Annotated in this window: 16 protein-coding genes and 6 pseudogenes; 5 read left to right on the forward strand and 17 right to left on the reverse strand. The window is 66.2% G+C overall.

Translation table 11 applies throughout. The features are described from left to right. Positions 1-36 precede the first annotated feature (36 nt). On the reverse strand, positions 37-225 hold the full coding sequence (locus CN538_RS25845; protein ID WP_422917537.1) for an Hsp33 family molecular chaperone HslO: 189 nt from the start codon (positions 223-225) through the stop codon (positions 37-39). Positions 226-416: 191 nt separating this feature from the next. Beyond that, positions 417-809, reverse strand: coding sequence for an RNA-binding S4 domain-containing protein (locus tag CN538_RS01700; RefSeq protein WP_106418351.1), 393 nt, complete (start codon positions 807-809; stop codon positions 417-419). Between the two features lie 151 nt (positions 810-960). Here CN538_RS01700 and nudE point away from each other — a divergent pair. Beyond that, positions 961-1,553: pseudogene (nudE, locus tag CN538_RS01705) on the forward strand (ADP compounds hydrolase NudE). A 123-nt stretch (positions 1,554-1,676) separates the two neighbouring features. On the opposite strand, the gene CN538_RS01710 reads toward nudE, so the two are convergent. The 3 genes from CN538_RS01710 to CN538_RS23940 form a co-directional block, all read right to left on the reverse strand. Next, positions 1,677-1,907 (reverse strand): hypothetical protein, encoded by a 231-nt coding sequence (locus CN538_RS01710; protein WP_106418352.1) that lies wholly within the window; start codon positions 1,905-1,907, stop codon positions 1,677-1,679. Positions 1,908-2,460: 553 nt separating this feature from the next. Further along, complete coding sequence (locus tag CN538_RS23935; RefSeq protein ID WP_340638220.1) at positions 2,461-2,847, reverse strand: LysR substrate-binding domain-containing protein; 387 nt, start codon at positions 2,845-2,847, stop codon at positions 2,461-2,463. Continuing rightward, positions 2,757-3,380 carry a LysR family transcriptional regulator gene (locus tag CN538_RS23940; protein ID WP_207233592.1) on the reverse strand — a complete coding sequence of 208 codons (624 nt, stop codon included), beginning with the start codon at positions 3,378-3,380 and terminating at the stop codon, positions 2,757-2,759. The genes CN538_RS23935 and CN538_RS23940 overlap by 91 nt, the downstream gene beginning before the upstream one ends. A 338-nt stretch (positions 3,381-3,718) precedes the next feature. Here CN538_RS23940 and CN538_RS01720 point away from each other — a divergent pair. Beyond that, a pseudogene (locus CN538_RS01720) lies at positions 3,719-5,166 on the forward strand (UxaA family hydrolase); the annotation flags it as partial. Positions 5,167-5,595: 429 nt separating this feature from the next. On the opposite strand, the gene CN538_RS01725 reads toward CN538_RS01720, so the two are convergent. Together CN538_RS01725 and CN538_RS01730 are read right to left on the reverse strand one after the other, a co-directional pair. Then, a complete protein-coding gene (locus CN538_RS01725) occupies positions 5,596-6,558 on the reverse strand; it encodes an oxidoreductase (protein WP_242495469.1) in 963 nt (320 codons plus the stop codon). Positions 6,559-6,633: 75 nt separating this feature from the next. Next, positions 6,634-7,920: an acyltransferase family protein gene (locus CN538_RS01730; RefSeq protein ID WP_106418353.1), complete on the reverse strand. Its 1,287-nt coding sequence runs from the start codon at positions 7,918-7,920 to the stop codon at positions 6,634-6,636. A gap of 434 nt (positions 7,921-8,354) precedes the next feature. Here CN538_RS01730 and CN538_RS01735 point away from each other — a divergent pair, with 434 nt between their 5' ends. Both CN538_RS01735 and CN538_RS01740 read left to right on the forward strand, forming a co-directional pair. Next, positions 8,355-9,119, forward strand: coding sequence for an SDR family NAD(P)-dependent oxidoreductase (locus CN538_RS01735; RefSeq protein WP_106418354.1), 765 nt, complete (start codon positions 8,355-8,357; stop codon positions 9,117-9,119). 135 nt (positions 9,120-9,254) lie between these two features. After that, a complete protein-coding gene (locus CN538_RS01740; RefSeq protein ID WP_106418355.1) occupies positions 9,255-9,911 on the forward strand; it encodes an epoxyqueuosine reductase QueH in 657 nt (218 codons plus the stop codon). A 109-nt stretch (positions 9,912-10,020) separates the two neighbouring features. On the opposite strand, the pseudogene lon reads toward CN538_RS01740, so the two are convergent. The 10 genes and pseudogenes from lon to nrdR all read right to left on the reverse strand — a co-directional run bounded on the left by lon (position 10,021) and on the right by nrdR (position 19,748). Next, positions 10,021-12,593, reverse strand: a pseudogene (gene lon / locus CN538_RS01745) (endopeptidase La). Positions 12,594-12,679: 86 nt separating this feature from the next. Further along, positions 12,680-14,002 carry a DUF945 family protein gene (locus tag CN538_RS01750; RefSeq protein WP_106418356.1) on the reverse strand — a complete coding sequence of 441 codons (1,323 nt, stop codon included), beginning with the start codon at positions 14,000-14,002 and terminating at the stop codon, positions 12,680-12,682. A 97-nt stretch (positions 14,003-14,099) separates the two neighbouring features. Continuing rightward, positions 14,100-14,500, reverse strand: a pseudogene (locus tag CN538_RS01755) (phosphatidylglycerophosphatase A family protein). A gap of 68 nt (positions 14,501-14,568) precedes the next feature. Further along, the gene (locus CN538_RS24785) at positions 14,569-15,069 is read right to left on the reverse strand and encodes an AIR synthase-related protein (RefSeq protein ID WP_340638365.1); all 501 of its coding nucleotides are present in this window, start codon (positions 15,067-15,069) and stop codon (positions 14,569-14,571) included. Between the two features lie 107 nt (positions 15,070-15,176). Further along, positions 15,177-15,620, reverse strand: a pseudogene (locus CN538_RS24790) (thiamine-phosphate kinase); the annotation flags it as partial. Then, positions 15,538-16,040, reverse strand: a pseudogene (gene nusB, locus CN538_RS01765) (transcription antitermination factor NusB). The pseudogenes CN538_RS24790 and nusB, both read right to left, overlap by 83 nt. After that, positions 16,037-16,519: a 6,7-dimethyl-8-ribityllumazine synthase gene (gene ribH / locus CN538_RS01770; protein ID WP_035475199.1), complete on the reverse strand. Its 483-nt coding sequence runs from the start codon at positions 16,517-16,519 to the stop codon at positions 16,037-16,039. The pseudogene nusB and the gene ribH overlap by 4 nt, the downstream one beginning before the upstream one ends. A 232-nt stretch (positions 16,520-16,751) precedes the next feature. Next, positions 16,752-17,885 (reverse strand): bifunctional 3,4-dihydroxy-2-butanone-4-phosphate synthase/GTP cyclohydrolase II, encoded by a 1,134-nt coding sequence (gene ribBA, locus CN538_RS01775; protein WP_106418357.1) that lies wholly within the window; start codon positions 17,883-17,885, stop codon positions 16,752-16,754. 132 nt (positions 17,886-18,017) lie between these two features. After that, positions 18,018-19,202 carry a bifunctional diaminohydroxyphosphoribosylaminopyrimidine deaminase/5-amino-6-(5-phosphoribosylamino)uracil reductase RibD gene (ribD, locus tag CN538_RS01780; protein WP_106418358.1) on the reverse strand — a complete coding sequence of 395 codons (1,185 nt, stop codon included), beginning with the start codon at positions 19,200-19,202 and terminating at the stop codon, positions 18,018-18,020. A gap of 66 nt (positions 19,203-19,268) precedes the next feature. Beyond that, a complete protein-coding gene (gene nrdR, locus CN538_RS01785; protein ID WP_106418359.1) occupies positions 19,269-19,748 on the reverse strand; it encodes a transcriptional regulator NrdR in 480 nt (159 codons plus the stop codon). A 153-nt stretch (positions 19,749-19,901) separates the two neighbouring features. Here nrdR and CN538_RS01790 point away from each other — a divergent pair, with 153 nt between their 5' ends. Further along, positions 19,902-21,716, forward strand: coding sequence for a sugar phosphorylase (locus CN538_RS01790; protein ID WP_106418360.1), 1,815 nt, complete (start codon positions 19,902-19,904; stop codon positions 21,714-21,716). Positions 21,717-21,730 lie beyond the last annotated feature (14 nt).

Consider the following 21,730-nt stretch of genomic DNA (forward strand, 5'->3'; position numbering starts at 1 on the left):
AGCACGTCGACGCCCTGACCCCGCGCACCTCGAGGCTCACGGTGCCATCGAGCTTGACGTCTCGGTCAACAGCGCCACCGCGCTGAGCAGCTCGCCCAGGCTGGCGCGAAATCGCCGCGGGTAATCGTGACGAGCCAACACCTCGGCGTAGGCCGCCTGTAGCTGGACGATCTCGCCACGCACATTGGTGTCGTCGAATAAAAACCGCTGAATCTGATCACTCATCGCTGAAATCTCTTGCCGGGGACCGCGACGGGTCCCGCCAGAACGGAAATCGGAACAGGACCGCCGACGCTGCACGGCAACCCCTTACCGGCGCACCCACACAGATCGACATCCGGGAACGCAGAAGCCGGGACACAAGAAGCCGGAACACAAAGAGGCGGCGGCCATTGCAGAGGCGTTCGCCGCCCTTCTCACTCCTCGGTGCGCTGGCGCTGGAAGCGCTGAATATTGCGCCGCTCGCGCTTGTCGGGGCGCTTGATGGGGGGCTGCATGGCCTGGTTGGCCAGCTTGCGCTGCTGGGCCTCGCGCTGGCGGCGCGCCACGCTGGCCTCGGTCTCGCAGTAGAGCTTTTGCGCTTCGGGGGCGCCGCGACGCTGATCCGACAGCGCCTCGACCGTCACCTCGAGGGTGTCCCAGCCCTGCGGGACCTCGAGCCGCGCGCCGAGCTCTACCTGTTTGCTGGTCTTGACCCGCTGGCCATCGTAGCGAATCTTGCCGCCCTCGATCGCCTTTTTCGCCAGCTGGCGCGTCTTGAAGAAGCGCGCCGCCCATAGCCACTTGTCGATTCGAACCGTTGATGTCATTGCTCTCTCACCTCGGCTGCTTTAGGTGGGGGCTCGCAGGCACGCTTCAACCCTCGCCCCGGCCGCCGGCGCCGCGGCCGGTAACGGGTTTCCAAGGCGTGCCGCACTGATTATTGTACGCTGAGTACCTGCCCTTTTACCTGGAGGCCGCATGGCGCCCACCGACTTTTCGCCGACTCCCCCCGCCAAGCCCAGCGTGCTGGCGCGCCGCGAGGTGGCCAGCAGCCAGCTGTTCGCCATCGAGTCGCTCGACCTGCGCTTCTCCAACGGCGCCGAGCGTACCTTCGAACGGCTCAAGGGCAAGGGTCGAGGGCGGGTGATGATCATCGCCATGCCGGACCCGGATCACGTTCTGCTGATTCACGAGTATGCCGCCGGTTTCGACGACTATGCACTGACCCTGCCCAAGGGGTGGTCGACCCCGGCGAGGACATCGTGACCGCCGCCAACCGCGAGCTGATGGAGGAGTGCGGCATGGGCGCCAGGCGCATCGAGCCATTGATCGAGCTGTCACTGGCGCCCAACTACATGGATCACCGTATGCAGGTGATGCTGGCCAGCGATCTCTATCCCAAGCGCTTGGCCGGCGACGAGCCGGAGCCGCTGACAGTGGAGGCGTTTCCCATCGAAGATATCGGAGTATGCTGTGCGCGCGAGGATTTTCACGAGGCTCGCGCCATCGCCGCGCTGTTCATCGCCCGTGACAAGCTGCGCAGCGAACGCGACGGCGAGAGCTGGTGGTGAACCTGGTGCGGGTCGCCCCCACACTTGCCTTCGCCGACAAAACTTTCCAATGACGCAAAAAGCCACCCGGCGTGAGCCGGATGGCTTTTCTGCGCTAGCACTCAGGCGCTGCTGGCCGCGGCGTCAGACGACGCCACGGCCAGGCTTATCACGGTTGGGCGTGACATCCTGCGCGGAGTCGACGCCATGGTTGCTGTCCATGGTATCGGTGATCGGGCCTTCGGCGGCCTGTGGGTCCTGTGCAGTCGGCCCTTCGGCTTTCAGGCTGCCGGGCTGGGTGTTGGCCGATCCGGTCTGGGCATTGTCGTTGTCCGGGAGACTGTTCTCCGATTCAGATGCCTTGAGAGTTGTCATAGGCAGTCGCACCTTCGGCCTTGGTAGTCGCACCGCCAGTACGGGTATTGGCCGAGCCGGTCTCGGGCTGACGCTGGGGCGCGGCTCTCGGAGAATGCGCCCGCGGCGGGCAGGCTCAGCAGGGCGGCGAAGAGAGCAGCATTGAGCTTTTTCATTGGAATCCCGTCATGCGATGGGCCCCGGAATGGAAGCCGGGGCTTGGTCCTTGCGGGGCGGCATCTCTCGGCGTCGGCAGGAGAGGCGCGCCACCAACCTGTACAAACCTAGACAAAAACAAAACATCGCGCAAGCTTTCAGCCACTCGTCGCAGCTCACCTGGACTGACGCCGCTATCCCCTACGCCGCGCTCTCCATTACGCCCCAAGAGCCCATTTCCAAACCCTCTGAAAATGGGTCCGGGGGCAGGGCAAAGCGAGGGTCCTTTGCCAGGGATGGCAAAGTAGTAGCGCCCAGGGAGGGGTTCACAGCGCCCTCGAGCCACCCTGCCGCCGTATAAGCCCATGTCGTCTAGCGGTTGTGAAAGGCGTTCTAATCCGCGCCTCTCCATTGCGCCCTAAACCGCGCAGGCTCGATAGCAATCGATAAAACGGCTGGCAGCCGGCGACAGCGCACGGTCGCGTCGCCACAGCAGCTCGAACGGCGGGTTCTGGGTCAGCACGCGGTAATCGATACGCGCGATCTCACCCCGCGCCACCGGGTCGCGGGCGATTCCCTCCGGTAGCAGCGCCAGCACCCCATCGTCGCGCCCCAGCATCGCCAGGATGGCGTAGGTCGAGGAGATCTCGAGCGACTTGACCGGCTGCGCCAGCCCCGCCGCCACGAACTCCTGCTCGAGCAGGCGCGGCATGCTCACCGGATAGACGATCCAGGGCTGCGCGGCCAGCCGGGTGAAGTCAGGCTGCACCACACCGGCCAGCGCATGGCGCGGGTTGGCCACCACCCACAGCGGCTCGGGAAAGCTGCCCTGGCGGTGGTAGTCCGCCGGCTGGCGACCGAAATGCGCGCGCACAGCGCCACGTCCAGCCGCCCCTGGTCGAGCAGACGCAACAGCCCCTCACTGGTGTCCTCGACGAGCTCCAGCGACAGCGACGGCTGCTCGGCACGCACCCGGGCGATGGCATCGACCAGGGTAGCGATCGCGCCCATGGTCCCGCCCACCGCCAGGTGCCCGCCGTAGCCCTGCTGAATACCGATCATCTCCTCGCGCAGATGCGCCACGTCGGTCTGGATCAACCGCGCGTAACGCACCAGGCAGCGTCCCATGTCGGTCGCTTCCAACCCGCGCGCACTGCGTACGAAGAGCGTGGTGCCGAGGGTCGCCTCGATCTCGCTGAGCGCACGGGTGGCGCCCGGCTGGGAGATCGCCACTCGCTCCGCCGCCTTGTGTATCGAGCCGCACTCGTCCAGCGCCATCAGCAGCCTGAGTTGGCGTAGCCGCAGGCGCGACATCAGTTCGTCCAGGGTTGGGGTCACGGGTCGACCTCGAGGGGTGGATGGATTCGTGCGGCGCACTCCATAAGACGTTGGTCCAATGCGGACAGGTTATCCCACGATCAGCAACTCTCAGTAGCGCTCAATGCAGCCCGGAGATAGGGTTCGTCCAAGACCGGGACATTCCAAGCAACTGATCATAAAAGCCTTTTAGCCATGAGTCGCATAGACGAAAGTGGCACGATAACGAGGAGAAGACCATGGCTCTGATCGCGCAAGCCAGCGACGCGCCGGCGTCGGTCATCCGTCTGCACGAGCGTGACGACGTCGTCATCGCTCGCCAGCCGCTACCGGCCGGCACCGAGGTGAGCCCGGGCGTGGTGCTGAGCACGGCCGTGCCCGCCGCGCACAAGATCGCCCTGCGCCCTATCGGCGTCGGCGAGACGATCCGCCGCTACGGCCAGATCATCGGCATCGCCACTGCCGATATCGCCGCCGGCGACCACGTTCATGTGCACAATCTGAGCATCGGCCAACTCGAGGACGGGGCCGAAGGTGCGGCCAAGGACTACGCCATCGGCAGCGAAGTGAGGCCGGTGGCACCGGTTGCCGAACCGGCGACCTTCATGGGCATCCCGCGCCCTGACGGGCGGGTGGCGACGCGCAATTACATCGGCATTCTGACCTCGGTCAACTGCTCGGCCACCGTGGCCCACGCGATCGCCGACCACTTTCGCCGCGACGTGCACCCGCAGGCGATGGCGCCCTACCCCAACGTCGACGGCGTGGTCGCGCTGACCCATGGGGTCGGCTGCGCGGTGGCCGCCGACGGCGAAGCGCTGGCCATGCTGCAGCGCACCCTCGCCGGCTACGCCGCCACGTCAATTTCGCCGCCGTGCTGGTGATCGGGCTCGGCTGCGAGACCAACCAGATCGAGGCGCTGATCGACTCCCAGGGGCTGCAGCCGGGCCCACGTCTCTATCCTTACACCATCCAGCAGATCGGCGGCACCACCCGCGCCATCGCCGAGGGTATCCACCACATCGAAGGGCTGCTCGCTGAAGCCAACCAGGTCGAGCGCGTGCCCTGCGGCGCCGAGCATCTGCGGGTGGCGCTGCAGTGCGGCGGCTCTGACGGCTACTCCGGGATTACCGCCAATCCGGCCTTGGGCGCGGCGGTGGATCGCCTGATCGCCCACGGCGGCAGCGCGGTGCTCGCGGAGACCCCCGAGATCTACGGCGCCGAGCATCTGCTCACGCGGCGCGCGATAAATCCGGCGGTAGCCGACAAGCTGATCGCGCGGATCCACTGGTGGGAAACCTACTGCCGCGTGCGCGGCGCATCGCTGGACAACAACCCTTCCGCCGGCAATAAGGCGGGCGGGCTGACCACGATTCTCGAGAAGTCGCTGGGGGCAGTGGCCAAGGCCGGTACGGTACCGCTGATCGAGGTGCTGGAGTACGCCGAACCGATGCGCGAACGCGGGCTGGCGTTCATGGACTCCCCCGGCTTCGATCCGGTCTCGGTGACCGGCCAGGTCGCCTCCGGTTGCAACCTGATCGCGTTCACCACGGGCCGCGGCAGCGCCTTCGGCTGCGCCCCGGTGCCGTCGTTGAAGCTGGCCACCAACAGCACCCTGTGGCAGCGCCAGCGTGACGACATGGACATCAACTGCGGCACCCTGGTGGATGGAGAGACGGATCTCGACACCCTCGGCGAAGAGATCTTCCAGCGGCTGCTCACCCTCGCCTCCGGCGAGCCCAGCCAGAGCGAACGCCACGGCTACGGGCAGCAGGAGTTCGTGCCGTGGCAGATCGGCGTCATTACCTAAGAGCCAATTTCCAAGCCCTCTGACGATGGGCGCCGGAGGCAGGGCAAAGCGAGGGGCCTTGCCAGGGATGGCAAAGGTAGCGTCCAGGGAAGGGTTCACAGCGCCCTCGCGACGCCCTGCCGCCGGATAAGCCCATGTCGTCTGGCGGTTGTGAAAGGCGCTCTAAGAGGGTGTTTACAAAATGCCTGCGCTCGGCAATACGGCGTTAAAATCGGTCTCAAAATGCTCATTTACCCCATGTAAACTCCGCTTTTTCGACCGATTTTGCCTTGTCTTGCCTTCGCTCGACGAATTTGTAAACACCCTCTCAGCTTCGATCACTGCCTACGCGTGACTCAGGCGCCGCCGATGGCGACCGCCTGACCGCTGGGGCGCTCTCCACTCCAGCCTCGAGCAAGCGCATCACCTCCAGCGCCGCTTCCGCCGTCACCGGCAGCGGCGCGCGGCCGAGAATGGCATCGCGCACCCCGGTGTAGTAAGCGAGATAGTCACCCGGCAGCGTCGGCACTTCGTGCAGCTCCGGCTGCCCCCCTCGCGCACCTGGCCGATGGTGAGCATGCCGTGGCGCCAATCCTCGCCCCAGTGGGGCGTGGGCAGGCGGTCGCCGCGCTTGAGCATATCCTCCTGCGGATCGAGACCATGCTTGATATAGCTGGCACGGCTGCCGTGAACGGTGAAACGTGCCCCGGCAGCGGCCACCAGCGTCCCGGCATGCAGCACCACGCGGCGCTGGTCGTAGCGCAGCACGGCATGGAAATAGTCGTCGACCTGGGCGCCATCACGCTGCTCGGCGAGATCCAGCCAGATCGACTGCGGCCGACCGAACAGCACCAGCGCCTGATCCAGCAGATGCGAACCGAGATCGAACCACAACCCGGCCCCCGGCCCCGGCGACTCGCGCCAGCGCGTGGGGATCTCCGGACGGTAGCGGTCGAAATGCGACTCGAAGTGCACCACCCGGCCCAGCGCCTGGCTATCGATCAGGTTGCGCACGGTGAGAAAGTCGCCATCCCAGCGGCGGTTATGAAACACCGAGAGCAGTCGCTTGGCCTCGATCGCCTGCAGGCAGAGCTTCTCCGCCTCGTCCACGCTGACCGTGAACGGCTTGTCGACCACCACGTGCTTGCCGGCGGCCAGCGCCTGGCTGACCAGCGGGTAGTGCGTGGCATTGGGCGTGGGGATCACCACCAGATCGATGTCGTCACGGGCATACAGCGCCTCGGGCGACGCTTCGACCGGTACATCGGGCCAGTCGGCCCGGACCTTGGCGCTGTCGCGGCTGGCGATGGCCACCAGCGACAGCCCCTCCTGGGCAGCGATCAGCGGTGCATGGAACCGCTTGCTGGCCATCCCGTAGCCGACCAGCCCTACACGTATGGTTCCCTTCATGCAGCGTTCCTTGACGATGGATTCACGAGCCTGGAAGCGCCCGCGCTGGGCGAGCGTTTCCGGACCCGAAAACGGCTAGGATAGCGCAACTTGGCGCAGCGCGGTCGGTTGATCGCCGCCACTCGCCCGTGGCTTGGGCTGCCACGCCGCCGGCAGCCGCCGCTCCAGCCATCCGCGCAGCGGCTTGACCACGTAGCGCTGCATGATCAGTGCCAGCACCACGATCAGCGTCAGATGAATGGCCATCGTCCACAGCGGGATGGCGAACTTCAACGCCGCGTTGCCGCTCGCTGCGACCCAGCCCTCGTGCCAGCGCAGCAGCAGCCAGCGGGTGGCACGGGCAAACGGGCCGATCAGCGGCGTGTGCAACGCGAAGATGCACAGCGCCGCTTCGCCCAGGTGCTGTAGCCGGGCACGATTCGCCGCGCTGGCAGGCGAGGCGAAGGCGGTGGCACTGAGCAGCACCAGCGCCTGGAACGGCAGCAGCAGGCCGTTATGGGTCAGATAGTAGAGATGCAGACCATCGAGCTTGAGCAGCCACACGCCCAACGGCACCCCGCACAGCCCCAGCGCCAGCAGCGGATAGCGGAAACGGCGCAGCAGCTCGGCCAGCCCGGCCGTCTGCAGGGCACGATAGAGCAGGATGCCGGTCAGGAACTCCGGCAACCGGAACAGCGGATTGCGGTGCAATATGCCGACGGTGACATAGTCGAAGGCACCACTCAGGGTCGCTACCAGCGGACCCGCCGCATACAGCCCCCACACCACCAGCAGCGCCAGGCCCCAGCGCTGCAGTCGCATCAACCGCGGTGCCAGCAGTGGAAAGCAGGCGTAGAAGAAGAGCAGCGCGGAGATCGACCACGAGGCGCCGTTGAGCCACAGAAAGCGCGGCTCCCAGGCTTGCAGCAGCGTCAGCTGGAGCCCGATGTGGCCGAGCGCGCTGGGCCAGGAGATGCGCCCGGCGAAGGCCGCACGCGCCTCGTCGCTGAGCGGCAGGTAGGGGTGGGAATTGAAGTAGACATGCACACCCTCCGGCCGGATCGGGTACTGGAACAACAGCAGCCCCAGCGCCAGCAGCAGCGTGATGACGTGAATCGGATAGAGGTTGCACAGCCGCCGCGCCACGAACGCGGGGCCGCCCATCTTCATGCCCCCGGTGTCATCCAGCGCGACATGGGCGAGCAGAAAGCCCGAAAGCATGAAAAAGGTACTGGTGGCGAAAAAACCCATACCGATGACACTGCGAAGCAGGTCCGGCATGTCGCTGTAGATGCCGCCGAAATGGTAAGCGACCATCCACAGCGCCATGAGAAAACGCAACCATTCGAGACCGTGGTAGCGGCGCTTCTTGAGTGCATGCATGAATTCCTCCTCCCCCAGTTACCGGGTAGCAGGCCGATGAATGTCCCCTTCATCGGAAAGGGAGCGAAATGCGACACGGTGATCCAAGCGAGCGCCGTAAATGATCGGGTTGAGGTTGGAGTCAGCGATGAACGGACGAGTCTCTCAAGGACTCTTGCCGGGGGCGTCGGTCGGTGTGCGTGCACGGCGGCAGGGATTGTGCCCCAGCGAACGTTCAAAGTGTAATCAAACTGCAAATAACCGCGTATATAGCGACCGGGAATCACCGGGTTTTACACAAAGCGCAACGCCCTGTCTGTGATCGGAGACAAGCGCCTTCGCTTTCCCCGATCACCGCGCCCCGCTATCTTGAGGTGCTATTTTGAGGTGCTATACAGCGTCGGCCGCCGCGCCGCCGCCTCATTGTCGATAAGCCGACCGTTCCAGGAGCCAACATGAGCCATCCCCCTGTCGCTTTCATCACCGGTGCCACCTCCGGCTTCGGCCGCGCCTGCGCCGAGCGCTTCGCCGAGGCCGGCTGGGCGCTGGTGCTCACCGGTCGCCGCCGCGAGCGGCTCGAGGAAGTGGAGCAGCAACTGACCGCCAAGGTGCCGATACATATCGCGACCCTCGACGTGCGCGAGCGCGACGCGGTCGCCCAGGTCGTCGATGCCCTGCCCGAGCCGTTCAAGGCGGTCAAGGTCCTGGTCAACAACGCCGGTCTGGCGCTGGGTGCCGGCCCCGCCCAACAAGCCAATCTGGATGACTGGCAGACGGTCATCGACACCAACATCACCGGCCTGGTCAATGTCACGCGCACGCTACTGCCGACGCTGATCGAGGTCGGCCGCGGCGCCGCAATCATCAATATCAGCTCCACCGCTGCCCTGTGGCCCTACCCCGGCAGCCACGTCTATGGCGCTTCCAAGGCCTTCGTCAATCAGTTCTCTTACAATCTGCGCTGCGACCTCAAGGGCACCGGCGTGCGCGTCACCGACGTCGCCCCGGGCATGGCCGAGACCGAATTCACCCTGGTCCGCATGAAGGGTGACCAGAACGCCCATGACAAGCTCTACGGCGGGGTCGAGCCGATCCAGCCGGAGGATGTGGCCGAACAGGTCTTCCACGCTGCGACCCTGCCGGCACATCTCAACATCAACCGCCTCGAACTGATGCCGGTTTGCCAGTCCTGGGGCGGCCTGACCATCGACCGCGACTGACCCACGCGGCCAGCCCTCGCGCCGCCTAGCGGCGGCGCGGATCGGTCTCGGGGCGGAATCGACATTGACGCGGCCCCGGCGGCGACTCACCATCTCACGCTGAAGACATTTCTCTCTCTGCGACCCGGTTACACCATGTCCACGCTCGACCAACGCGATACGCTGACGCTGCCTTCAGGCCACGACAAGCTGCTGCTCCACTCCTGCTGCGCGCCCTGCTCCGGCGAGGTGATGGAGGCGCTGCAGGTCTCCGGCATCGACTACGCGATCTTCTTCTACAACCCCAATATCCACCCCAAGAAGGAGTATCTGCTGCGCAAGGAGGAGAACATCCGCTTTGCCGAGGAGAACGGCATCGCCTTCATCGATGCCGACTACGACACCGACAACTGGTTCGCCCGCGCCAAGGGCATGGAGTACGAACCGGAGCGCGGCATTCGCTGCACCATGTGCTTTGACATGCGCTTCGAGCGCACTGCGCTCTATGCCTATGAGCATGGCTATTCGCTCATCTCCAGCTCCCTGGGCATCTCGCGCTGGAAGAACATGGCGCAGATCAACGACTGCGGCCATCGCGCCGTCGCCCCCTACGCGGGCATGGCCTACTGGGACTACAACTGGCGCAAGAAAGGCGGCTCGCAGCGCATGATCGAGATCAGCAAGCGCGAGCGCTTCTATCAGCAGGAGTACTGCGGCTGCGTCTATTCGCTGCGCGACACCAACCTGCATCGCAAGGCCCAGGGCCGCGAGCTGATCCAGCTCGGCGTGCAGTACTATGGTGATGATGAGTAATACTGGCGGGAAGACTAACTAGGCTAGCCGATAGCGCGCGAAGATTGCCAAGCGATAACCCGAGCGACGCCGCCAAGGCGGCGTCGCTCAGGGAAATGAAGCCTACGCCTCAGCTTCCAAACACCACCTTGGCGACATCCTGATAGACCTTGGCGAAATGCACGGTCATACCCGCCTTGAGGTAGTCAGGCAGCTCGTCGTAATCGCGCTGGTTGGCCTCCGGCAGGATCAGCTCGAAGATCTCGCTACGCCGCGCGGCGATTACCTTCTCGCGGATACCCCCCACCGGCAGCACCTGGCCGGTCAGGGTCAGCTCGCCGGTCATCGCTAGCGGCCGGTCGATGCTCTGATTCTTCGCCAACGACATCAGTGCCGTGGTCATGGTCACGCCGGCCGAGGGGCCATCCTTGGGCGTGGCCCCCTCGGGCACGTGGACATGGATGAAGGCCTCGTTGAAGAAGTCGGCATCGGCGCCGTACTCGCCCAGATGCCCGAGTGTGTAGCTGTAGGCGATATTGGCCGACTCCTGCATCACCTCACCAAGCTTGCCGGTGAGCTTGAAGCCGCGCGTCAGCGCATGCACCTTGGTCGCCTCGATCGGCAGCGTGGCGCCGCCCATGGCGGTCCACGCAAGGCCGGTGACCACACCCACGCCCTTGAGCACCTTCTCCTTGCGGAACAGTGGCGCGCCGAGGAACTCCTCGAGGTTGTTGACCGAGACCTTGACCGTCTCCTGATCCTGTTCGAGCAACTTGACCGCGGCCTTGCGCACGATGCGATGGAGCTGCTTCTCCAGCTGGCGCACGCCGGCTTCCCGGGCATAGCCTTCGATCACCTGCTTGAGTGCGGCGTCGGTCAGATTGATGCGCTTCTTGGGAATACGATCGCGCTTGAGCAGTTTCGGCCACAGGTGGTGCTTGGCGATCGCCACCTTCTCCTCGGCGATATAGCCGGAGAGGCGAATCTGCTCCATGCGGTCGAGCAGCGGCCCGGGGATGGTATCGAGCTGGTTGGCGGTGCACACGAACAGCACCTTGGAGAGATCCAGGCGCACGTCGAGATAGTGATCGAGAAAGTCGACGTTCTGTTCGGGGTCGAGCACCTCCAGCAGCGCCGAGGCCGGATCGCCCTGGAACGACTGCCCCATCTTGTCGATCTCGTCGAGCATGATCACCGGATTCTCGACCTCGACCTCCTTGAGCGCCTGGGCCAGTTTGCCGGGCATGGCGCCGATATAGGTGCGCCGGTGGCCCTTGATCTCTGCCTCGTCGCGCATGCCGCCGACCGAGAAGCGGTAGAACTCACGCCCCAAGGCTTCGGCGATGGAGCGCCCGACCGAGGTCTTGCCGACCCCCGGCGGGCCGACCAGCAGCACGATCGAGCCCCCGACGTCCCCCTTGAACGAGCCCTCGGCGAGGAACTCGATGATGCGCTCCTTGACGTCGGCCAGACCGTCGTGGTCGCGATCGAGCACCTTACGGGCGCGCTTGAGATCGAGCTGATCCTCGGAGGTGATGCCCCAGGGTAGCGAGGTGAGCCAGTCGAGATAGTTGCGCGTGGTGCCGTATTCCGGCGAGCCGGTCTCGAGCATCGAGAGCTTGTCGAGCTCGTCGTCGATGCGCGTCTGCACCCGCTCCGGTACCTGCAGGTGCTCCAGGCGCCCACGGAAGGTATCGACGTCGCTCTCGCGATCATCCTTGGAGATGCCCAGCTCTTTCTGGATTACCTTGAGCTGCTCGCGCAGGAAGAACTCGCGCTGGCGCTCCTGCATCTGCGAGTTGACCTGCTCGCTGATCTGGTTCTGCAGCTGGGCGACCTCGATCTCCTTGCGCAGCAGCGGCAGCACCCGCTGCATGCGATCCATGATCGGCAGTGTCTCCAGCACCTGCTGCAGCTCGCGCCCCTTGGCCGAGGTGATCGCCGCGGCGAAATCGGTCAGCGGGCCCGGCTCATGGGGGCTGAAACGGTTGAGATAGCTCTTCAACTCTTCGCCGTAGAGCGGATTGATCGGCAGCAGCTCCTTGATGCCGTTGATCAGCGACATCGCGTAAGCGCGCGCTTCTTCGCGGCCTCGGCATCCACCGGCTCACGCGGGTAGGAGACCTCGACCAGATAGGGCGGGGTCTTGGAGAGCCAGCGATGGATGCGGAAACGCCGCATGCCCTGGGCGATGAACTGGATCTGGTGTTCTTCGCTCTGGGTACGGTGCACCTTCACCGCGGTACCGATCTCGGGGAAGCTGCCGGGGCTCATCTCCTCCATGCTGACATCGCCGATGAAAGCGACACCGACCATGTGATGCGGCGTGTTGGCGACCCGCTGCATGGTCTCTTCCCAGCGTTGGCGCTGAATGATCAGCGGCTGCACCTGGGCGGGAAAGAACGGGCGGTTGTGAATCGGCAGCAGGTAGATGCGTTCCGGCAGGTAGTCGCCGGACGGGACCATGGCACCGCTGGCCGACTGCCCCTGCTGCGGCGTCTCCTCGCCTTGCGCCGTGTCGCCGCCCACGTCGATATGGCTATCGGCGTTCCAATCGTGTTCGCTCATCGTTGATCCTGTATCCGTCCATGGCCAAAGCGGCCCGATATCTGTGGGATGTGGGCAGGGGTGCGTAAGTTCAAGTGAACCCGCGACCGGCCAGTGCCAATACAGGATAGGAGAGCACCGCCAGCGCGGTGCCATAGGCGGCGGAAACACGAAGGCCGAGCACGCGGCTCGGCCTTCGCAGGGGTATCGACGCCGCGCCCCCGGATCGGGGCGCCAGGCGCTTACGGCTGAGCGGGGGCAGCACCCGGTACCAGCGGCACGCGCTGGTCATTGAGGGTCATCACGCCATCGTCGAGCGCGATGCGCAGCGGGCCACCGCTCATCGGCAGACCCAACGACATCAGCAAAATCGGCGGCGCACCCTTGAGCTCGAAATGACCGTCGAGACGCTTTAGCACCTCGCGATTGAGCGCCTCGGCGTCCATGGTGTCGAGATGCCAGTCAGCCATCCCGTCGCCGTCGAACTTGAGCTCGCCATTGCCCTGCATGTCGATGCCCATCAGCGGGCTCTTCAGCGCCAGCTTGTCCACGGCCCAGCGCGGCGAGCCGGCAAAGATTGCCGCCAGCTGCGGCTTGAGCGGTGCCAGCGCCTGCGCCATCGCATCCTGATCGTCGGAAGCCGCGGCCGCCTGAATCTCACTGGTGTGCGCTTCCAGCGCCGCCGCCAGGTCGCGGTAGGCATCGCCATCGATATGATCAAGAGTCATCGCCAGCTCACCGCTGCCGAGCTGTTGATCGTCCATGGTGGTGTCGCCGAGCCGAGTCTCGAGATGCATCGTCATCTCCTTGGCGTCGAGCTTGGCATCGAGGGCGTAGCGCGAGTCGTGCGACACCAGCTTGGCGCCATCCGGCGAGACCACGGTGATGGTGGGCAGGGTGAGCGCGAGTGACTGGTCGAAGGCCTGACGGCCACCCTGGAACGCACCTTCGATGGCCAGGTTCTCCAGCAGCATGTTGGCGTCGGCATCCTGTAGCTGCAGTCGCGGCGCCTGGCCATCGAGAGTGACCCGATCCCCGTGCTGGGTGAGATTCAGCGTCAGACCCGAGAAGTCGACCTGCATCGGCCGCGCCGGGCGAAACTCGCCGCCGACTTCACCGGCCGGCACAGTCCACTGCTGGGAGAAACCGGGTAGCGCGATCGTGGCCTCCATGCGCTGCTCGCGGGTCAAAAAGCGCCCGTTCCAGGTCAGCGGCCCGTCGCTCTCGAGCAGATCGCCGAACAGCGTGCGGTCGTCGCCGATACGCACCTGCCCCTCGCCGGAGAAGCTGGTCTCGAACAGGCCGTGATCGGCCCCGTAGGGCGCCTCGATCACCACCGGCTCGCTCTCGTCATCGAGGTAACGCGCCTCCAAGCGGCCGCTGGAGTGGAACCAGCCGCTGTCGACGTCGGTGCGTTCGACCTGCCACTGCGGGCTGGCATCCAAGCGCGCCACGAGCTGCGACATCTCCTGCTCGAAGCGATGGCTGGAGTAGGCCTGGGCGCCGAGATAGCCCCCGCCCACGACGATCACGATAGCGGCGCCCGCGCCGATCCACTTGCGCATTCCGCGCTCCTTGTCAGAGTTGATTGAGGGGGTCGCTGTAGATAGTGATTCGGCGACGTCTTCTCAGGTGATGTACGCAACCCGGGACGCCGCTCGTTCAGTGCAGCCAGAACCACAGATGCATGACGCTCCAGGCATAGACCGCGGCCAGGATGTCGTCGAACATGATGCCGATCCCACCGGCCACGCGGCGGTCGACCCAGCGGATCGGCCACGGCTTGATGATGTCGAACACCCGAAACACCACGAACCCCCCAGCGCCGATTCCCACGAAAACGGCACCGCGGCCATGGTCAGCCAGTAGCCGACGAACTCGTCCCATACGATACCGGAGTGGTCGTGGACGCCGAGATCCCGCGAGGTCTTGCCACACAGCCAGATGCCGATCAGCGTAGCGATGCCCATGACCCCCAGATAGAGCCCCAGCGGCAATCCCGAGAGCAGCCAGTAGAACGGGATCGCCGCCAGGGTGCCGAAGGTGCCGGGTGCAAAGGGCACGGCGCCGCTGCCGAGCCCGAAGGCCAGAAAGTGGGTGGGGCGACGCCAGACGCTCTTGGGGGCCCGGTTCATGCGCGTCTCTCCGCGAAATGATCCCAGCCGCCTAGCCCGGCGAACGCCTCGGGCAGCCCACCGATACCCTCGCCGGCGACGATGCGGCCGATCGGCGTGAGCGGCAGATGCAGCGCGGCAAGCTGCTGCTGTGCACCTGCAAGCTGGGCCGGGGGCAGTGTCACCAGCAGCTCATAGTCGTCGCCACCGGCGAGCACGCGGCGCTGGACCTGATCGCCGTCGAGGATGGCGCGCAGCGGCGTCGCCAGCGGCAGCGCCGCCAGATCGAGCTGCGCGCCCACGTTTGAGGCGCGCAGCAGATGGCCGAGATCCGCCAGCAACCCGTCGGAGATGTCGATGGCCGCGCTGGCCAGACCGCGCAGCGCCTCACCGGCCGCCAGCCGCGGTTGCGGCCGCAGATAGGCATCGAGCAGCGGATGTGCCAGATCGCGTTCGCCCTGCTGCCAGCGGGCCAGCCCCCTGCCGCGCGGCCCGGATAGCCGGTCACCGCGATCCAGTCGCCGACCCGCGCCCCCGCACGCGTCAGCGCGCTGCCGGCGGGCAGCTCGCCGTGTACAGTGACGCTGAGACTCAGGGTGCCACGGGTCACGTCACCGCCGATCAGCGCGCAGCCGCAACGCTCGGCGAGGGCGTGAAAGCCCTCGCCCAGTGCTGCGAGCCAGTCGGTATCGGTCTCCGGCAGGGTCAACGCCAGGGTGCACCAGCGCGCCCGCGCGCCCATCGCCGCCAGGTCGCTCAGCGCCACCGCCAGCGCGCGATGGCCGATCGCCGCCGGTGGCGCAGCGGCGGGAAAATGCACGTCCACCACCGAGGTGTCGACGCTGATCGCCAACTGATGGCCGGGGGTGGGGGCGATCACCGCGCAGTCGTCGCCGTTGTCGACGACGATATCCGCCCGGCCGCTGGCGGGGCGCGCCAGGTAGCGGGAGATCAGCGCGAATTCGCTCAACGCAGCGCTGCTCATGTCAACGCCGGCGAGCAGCGACCTCGGCACCCCGCAGGCGCGAGGCCAGCTTGTCGAGGATGCCGTTGACGTACTTGTGGCCATCGGTGGCGCCGAAGATCTTGGCCAGCTCCACCCCTTCGTTGATCACCACACGGTAGGGAACTTCCGGGCGCCGCGACAGCTCGTATGCGCCCAGGCGCAGGATCGCCAGCTCGATGCGGTCGAGATCCTCGAGCCGGCGGTCGAGCAGCGGCGCGATAGCGGCATCGAGCTCGCGCTGATGCTGGGCGGCGTTGTGCAGCAGGTCGTGGAACAGGGCAGCGCGTCGGCAATCTCCATCACCTTGTGCCAGTTCTCGTGATCCTCGAGATCCTCATCGGCGATCTGGGCGCGAAACTCGGCCTCCACTGCGGTGATCGACTTGCCCGTCATCTGCCACTGATAGAGTCCCTGCACGGCCAGCTCGCGGGCCGCACGGCGCGACTCCTGGGCCTTGCTCGGCTGACGCGACGGTGCGCTCATGCCTCACCTCCCAGACGCTTGAGCAGCGAGACCATCTCCATCGCCGCCATTGCCGCCTCGGTACCCTTGTTGCCGGCCTTGGTACCGGCGCGCTCGATCGCCTGATCGATCGAGTTGACCGTCAGCACACCGTTGGCGATGGGCGTGTCGTGGGCCAGCTGCAGCGCGGAGAGCGACGAGTTGCAATTGCCGGCAACATATTCGAAGTGCGGCGTGCCGCCGCGGATCACCGCCCCCAGGGCAATCACCGCATCCGGGCGCGATACCGTGAGCACACGCTTGACCGCCAGCGGCAACTCCCACGCCCCAGGCACATGGATCAGCTCGATGTTCTCTTCACTCACGCCGTGACGCATCAGGCTGTCGACCGCCCCTTCGACGAGACTGTCGACGACATGATGATTGAAACGGCCGACGACGATGGCGTAGCGGCCATCGACATCGGTGAACTGGCCTTCCAGTTGCGCGATCGGTTGCATTGTCGGGTTCCGGAGTCACTGCGCCTGAAGCGGATCGAGGGACCCCCTCAGGCGTACGCTAAAAAAGAGTGATTGGCCGGCGCCAGAACGAGGCGCTCGGCGCGCGAAGCCGGCCATCTTACCATGTCCCGGCGGGCGCGGGCATGGCTCGACGCCAGCGGGCGACATGGCCGCCCCGGGGGCGCCACACGCCGTCTCATCACGGTCGGTGTCGGCACGCAAGCCATGCGTTTCAGACGTCACCGCTGACAAGCTCGACCACCTCGAGGTCGAACCCGGAGAGCGCCGAGAAGCGCCACGGCGAACTCAGCAGGCGCATCTTGCCGACGCCGAGCTGACGCAGGATCTGGGCGCCGGTGCCGATCGACAGAAAGTTACCACTGCCATCGGCGGCGCTGGAGCGCGGCGCCGGGCGATGCCCGAGCAGCACATCGAGCTGGGTCTTGAGATCGCCGCGCGGGCTGGCATCGTCGAGCAGCACGAAAACCCCGGCCTCAGCCTGACTGACCGCCTCCAGCGCGGTGTAGGCGGTCCAGTGCCCGTCGCCCTTGCACAGCGCCAGCAGATCACCCAGGGTGTCGCCAGCATGCACCCGCACCGTGGTCGGCCGCGCCGCCTCAGGCTCGCCATTGACCAAGGCTAGATGATGGGTGTGCTGAATGCGGTCGTGGAAAACGTGCAGTGCCATCTCGCCGAAGGCCGTGGTGACGCTCTGGCGCTCGACCGCATCCACCGTGCGCTCGTTGAGCATGCGGTAGTGGATCAGATCGGCGATGGTGCCGATCTTGAGATCGTGCTCGGCGGCGAAGCGCTCGAGTTCGGGGCGCCGCGACATGCTGCCGTCATCGTTCATGATCTCGCAGATCACGCCGGTGGCCTCGAAGCCGGCCATCGCTGCCAGATCGCAGGCCGCCTCGGTATGACCGGCACGCCGTAGCACCCCGCCCGGTTCCGCCATCAGCGGGAAGATATGGCCCGGCTGGACCAGATCCTCGGGGCGCGCGTCACGCGCCGCGGCGGCGCGTACGGTGAGCGCGCGGTCAGCCGCGGAGATGCCGGTGGAGACGCCCCTGGCGGCCTCGATCGAGAGTGTGAACTTGGTGCCGTAGCCGGAGCCGTTGTCGTCGACCATCAGCGGCAGCTTGAGCTGCTGGCAGCGCTCGCGGGTCATCGGCTGGCAGATCAAGCCACGCGCGTGACGCGCCATGAAGTTGATGTGGCTCGCCTCGACGCACTCGGCGGCCATGATGATATCGCCTTCGTTCTCGCGGTCCTCGTCATCCATCAGGATGACCATCTTGCCCTGCCGAATGTCTTCGACGAGCGCCTCGATGCTGGCCAGCCGGCCCGATTCCCCTGTCGTCATAGCTCTATCGCCATCGCCTTGATCATGCGCACCGCGCGCTTGGATTCGATGACGGCACAGACTACCTGTCGGGCGGCGCCGACGCTACTGTCGTTGCATCGCAACGCCGTCGCCGGCCGTCGTCGTCAGGGCTCAGGCGTCTGCCCGCGGGCGGGCGCGAATCCACCAGTCGTCGCCCACCGCACGGATCTCGTCGATCTCGAGCCGACGCTGCTGGCGCATGCTGTCGATCCCGGGCAGCGCGAACAGCGGACGCGCGCCGCTGCCCAGCAGCGTCGGCGCGACGAACAGTTCGAGACGATCGATCCAGCCAGCATCGAAGAGCGCGCCGGCCAGGGTGGCACCGGTCTCCACCAGCACCTCGTTGCACGCTTCCCGGGTCGCCAGATAGCGCAGCGCCGCCTCGACGTCGACTCGCCCGGCGCTATCGGCGGGCAGCGTCACCACCTCCGCCCCGGCGGCTTCGAGGCGCTCACGCCGGGCCTTTTCGGCACCGGCGACGCTGAGCACCAGGGTGCGGCCCGGTTGGCTCAGGCAAGCCGCTGCGAGTGGCAGGCGCAACTGGCTGTCGAGCACCACCCGCAGCGGCTGGCGGCGCACGATCTCGTCGGCCTCGTCGAGTTCCAGTTGTTCGGCGCGCAGGGTGAGCCGAGCATCGTCGAAGATGATCGACTCGACCCCGGTGAGAATCGCACTGGCCCCGGCGCGAAGACGCTGGACCTGGCGCCGCGCCGCGGGCCCGGTGATCCACTGCGACTCGCCGCTGGCCATGGCGGTGCGCCCATCCAGGCTCATCGCCATCTTCAACGTGACCCGCGGCAGCCCTTGCTGCATGCGCCGCACGAAACCCGGGTTGAGCGCCTGCGCCTGCGCTTCGAGCAGGCCCACCTCCACCGCGATACCGGCCTCACGCAGCTGGGCGAAACCGCGCCCGGAGACCGCCGGGTTGGGGTCCTCCATCGCCGCTACCACCCGCGCCACGCCGGCCGCGATCAGCGCCTGGCTGCAGGGCCCGGTGCGCCCGGTGTGCGAGCAGGGCTCCAGGGTGACGTAAGCGGTGGCACCGCGGGCAGCCTCGCCGGCCGCGGCGAGGGCGTTGATCTCGGCGTGGGCCTCGCCGGCACGGCGATGGAAGCCCTCGCCCACCAGCTCGCCGGCATTGACGATCACGCAGCCGACCCGAGGATTGGGGTCACAGGTATAGTGGCCGCGCTGCGCCAGGCGCAGGGCACGGTTCATCCAGGCCGTGTCCTGGGCCTCAGCGGAAACGGACGTGTCGGGGTCGAAGGCAGTGCTACCCAGCGTGGCGTCGGACATCGGCATCTCTCGCGCAGTGGAGGCGGCCGGCGGCGACCGCCGGCCAGCGGGGTCAGGGAAGATCGATCAGCGCTTGGTATCGCCGGGTATCTTCGGCTCCTGGGCCAGGCGGTCGATCTCGGCACGGAACTCATCGAGATCCTGAAAGCGGCGATAGACCGAGGCAAAGCGGATATAGGCCACGTGATCGAGGCGTTTGAGCATCTCCATCACCTCTTCGCCGACCTCGCGCGCCTCCACCTCGCGGTCGCCGCGCGCGCGCAGGCGCTGACGGATACGCTCCACCGCGGCCTCGAACGATTCCACGCTGACCGGACGCTTTTCCAGCGCCAGCGACATGCCGGCACGCATCTTCTGCTCGTCGAAGCTCTCGCGCGAGCCGTCCGCCTTGATCACCCGGGGCATCACCAGCTCGGCGGTCTCGTAGGTGGTGAAACGCTCGCCGCAAGCGGCACACTGGCGACGCCGACGCACCTGATCCCCCTCGGCGACCAGGCGCGAATCGGTCACCTTGGTATCGTGGGTACCGCAAAAAGGACAATGCATCGATGGTTCACTCGTCGGCGCGTTATGCGCGCAGTGTAACGGTTTGCACAAGATACCGGAAACACGGCGATTTCCGCGTTTCGTTCCCTGTTGGCCCGAGTTCTGCAAGGATAAGGCCAGAGACTCGCTCCGCCGCCATGCAGGAATCCTCACATGCCCAGCCGCGCCGCCAACTACCCCGCCCTGTCCGAAGACGCCTTCCTTGCCCGTGCCGGCGCCAGGCTCGAAGAGGTCTACGGGCCGCGTCGGGACGAGGTGCTGCGGCGGCTGACCACGCTGCTGGCGCACCATGAAGGTGCGCTAGACCGCCAGCCGCGTCCAACCTGGAGCGAGCGCGACCAGATCCTGATCACCTATGGCGACAGCCTGATCGACGGCGAGCGCCCGCCGCTGGACGTGCTCGACGATTTTCTCGCCACCCGGCTCAACGGCGTCTTCAGCGGCCTGCACATCCTGCCCTTCTTCCCCTGGAGCAGCGACGACGGCTTCGCGGTGATCCACTATCGCGAGGTCGATCCCAAGCTGGGCGACTGGCAGGACATCCGCCGTCTGGCCGCGCGCAGCGACCTGATGGTGGATCTGGTGATCAACCACGTCTCGCGCGATTCGCTGTGGTTCACCGACTATCTGGCAGGCACCCAACCCGGGCGCGACTACTTCATCGAGATGGACCCGCAGACCGATCTCTCCCAGGTCACGCGCCCGCGTAACTCGCCGCTGCTGGTGCCGGTCTCGACCCGACGTGGCACGCGCCATTTGTGGGCGACCTTCTCCGAGGATCAGATCGACCTCAACTTCGCCAATCCAGACGTGCTGCTCGAGTTCATCGGCATCCTGCTGTTCTATGTCCAGCAGGGGGCGCGGATCATCCGCCTCGATGCGATCGCCTATCTATGGAAGGAGGTCGGCACCCGCTGTATCCATCTGCCGCAGACCCACGCCATCGTGCGTCTGCTGCGCGCGATCCTCGATTACGTGGCTCCGGGCACACTGCTGATCACCGAAACCAACGTGCCCCACGCCGAGAACATGAGCTATTTCGGCCTGGAGAGCACGCCGGCTGAGGCATCGGCCGCCGGGAGCGGCGACGCTTCCGCAAGCGACACGGCGACGCCCGACGAAGCCCATATGATCTACCAGTTCACGCTGCCGCCGCTGCTGCTGCACACGCTGACCAGCGGCGATGCCAGCGCGCTGGCGGACTGGGCGCGCGCGCTGCCGCCACTGCCCGCCGGCTGCACCTACTTCAACTTCACCGCCAGCCACGATGGGATCGGGGTGCGTGCGCTGGAGGGGCTGCTGCCGCCGCATGAGGTCTCGCTGCTGCTCGAACTGATGCACCGCTTCGGCGGCTACGTCAGCATGAAGACCAACGCCGATGGCAGCGACTCGCCCTATGAGATCAATATCACCTACTTCGACGCCATGAAGGGCACCCGCCGCGGTCCCGATGCGTGGCAAGTCGAACGCTTTCTATGCAGCCAGAACCTGATGCTCGCGCTGCAGGGCATCCCCGGGGTCTACCTGCACTCGCTGACCGCGACGCTCAATGATCACGAGGGCGTCGAGCGCAGCGGCCGGCTGCGCTCGATCAACCGTCACCGCTGGGTCAAGGAGGAACTCGACGAGCTGATCGACAGCCGCAGCACGCCCACCCGCGAAGCCTTTACCTCGCTCAAGCGCCGGCTCAATATCCGCGCCAGCGAGCCCTGCTTCCATCCCGAAGCGCCGCAGCGCGTGCTCGACTCCGGGCCGGGGCTATTCGCCATCGAGCGCGGCCCGCTGGCCAGCGGGCGCCGGTTGCTGGCGATCTACAACATCAGCGACAAGCGCCAGCCGCTGGATATCGAAGCGCTGGCCAGCGGCGAGTGGTACGACGTGCTCAAGGATGGCAAGCGCTGGAATCCGCACCCCGAAGAGCGCGAGATCCTGCGGCCCTATCGCAGCCTGTGGCTGGTGCAGCCGTGACTTGCCGCGGCCGT

This window comes from Salinicola tamaricis (assembly GCF_003006155.1).
Lineage (GTDB): Bacteria > Pseudomonadota > Gammaproteobacteria > Pseudomonadales > Halomonadaceae > Salinicola > Salinicola tamaricis.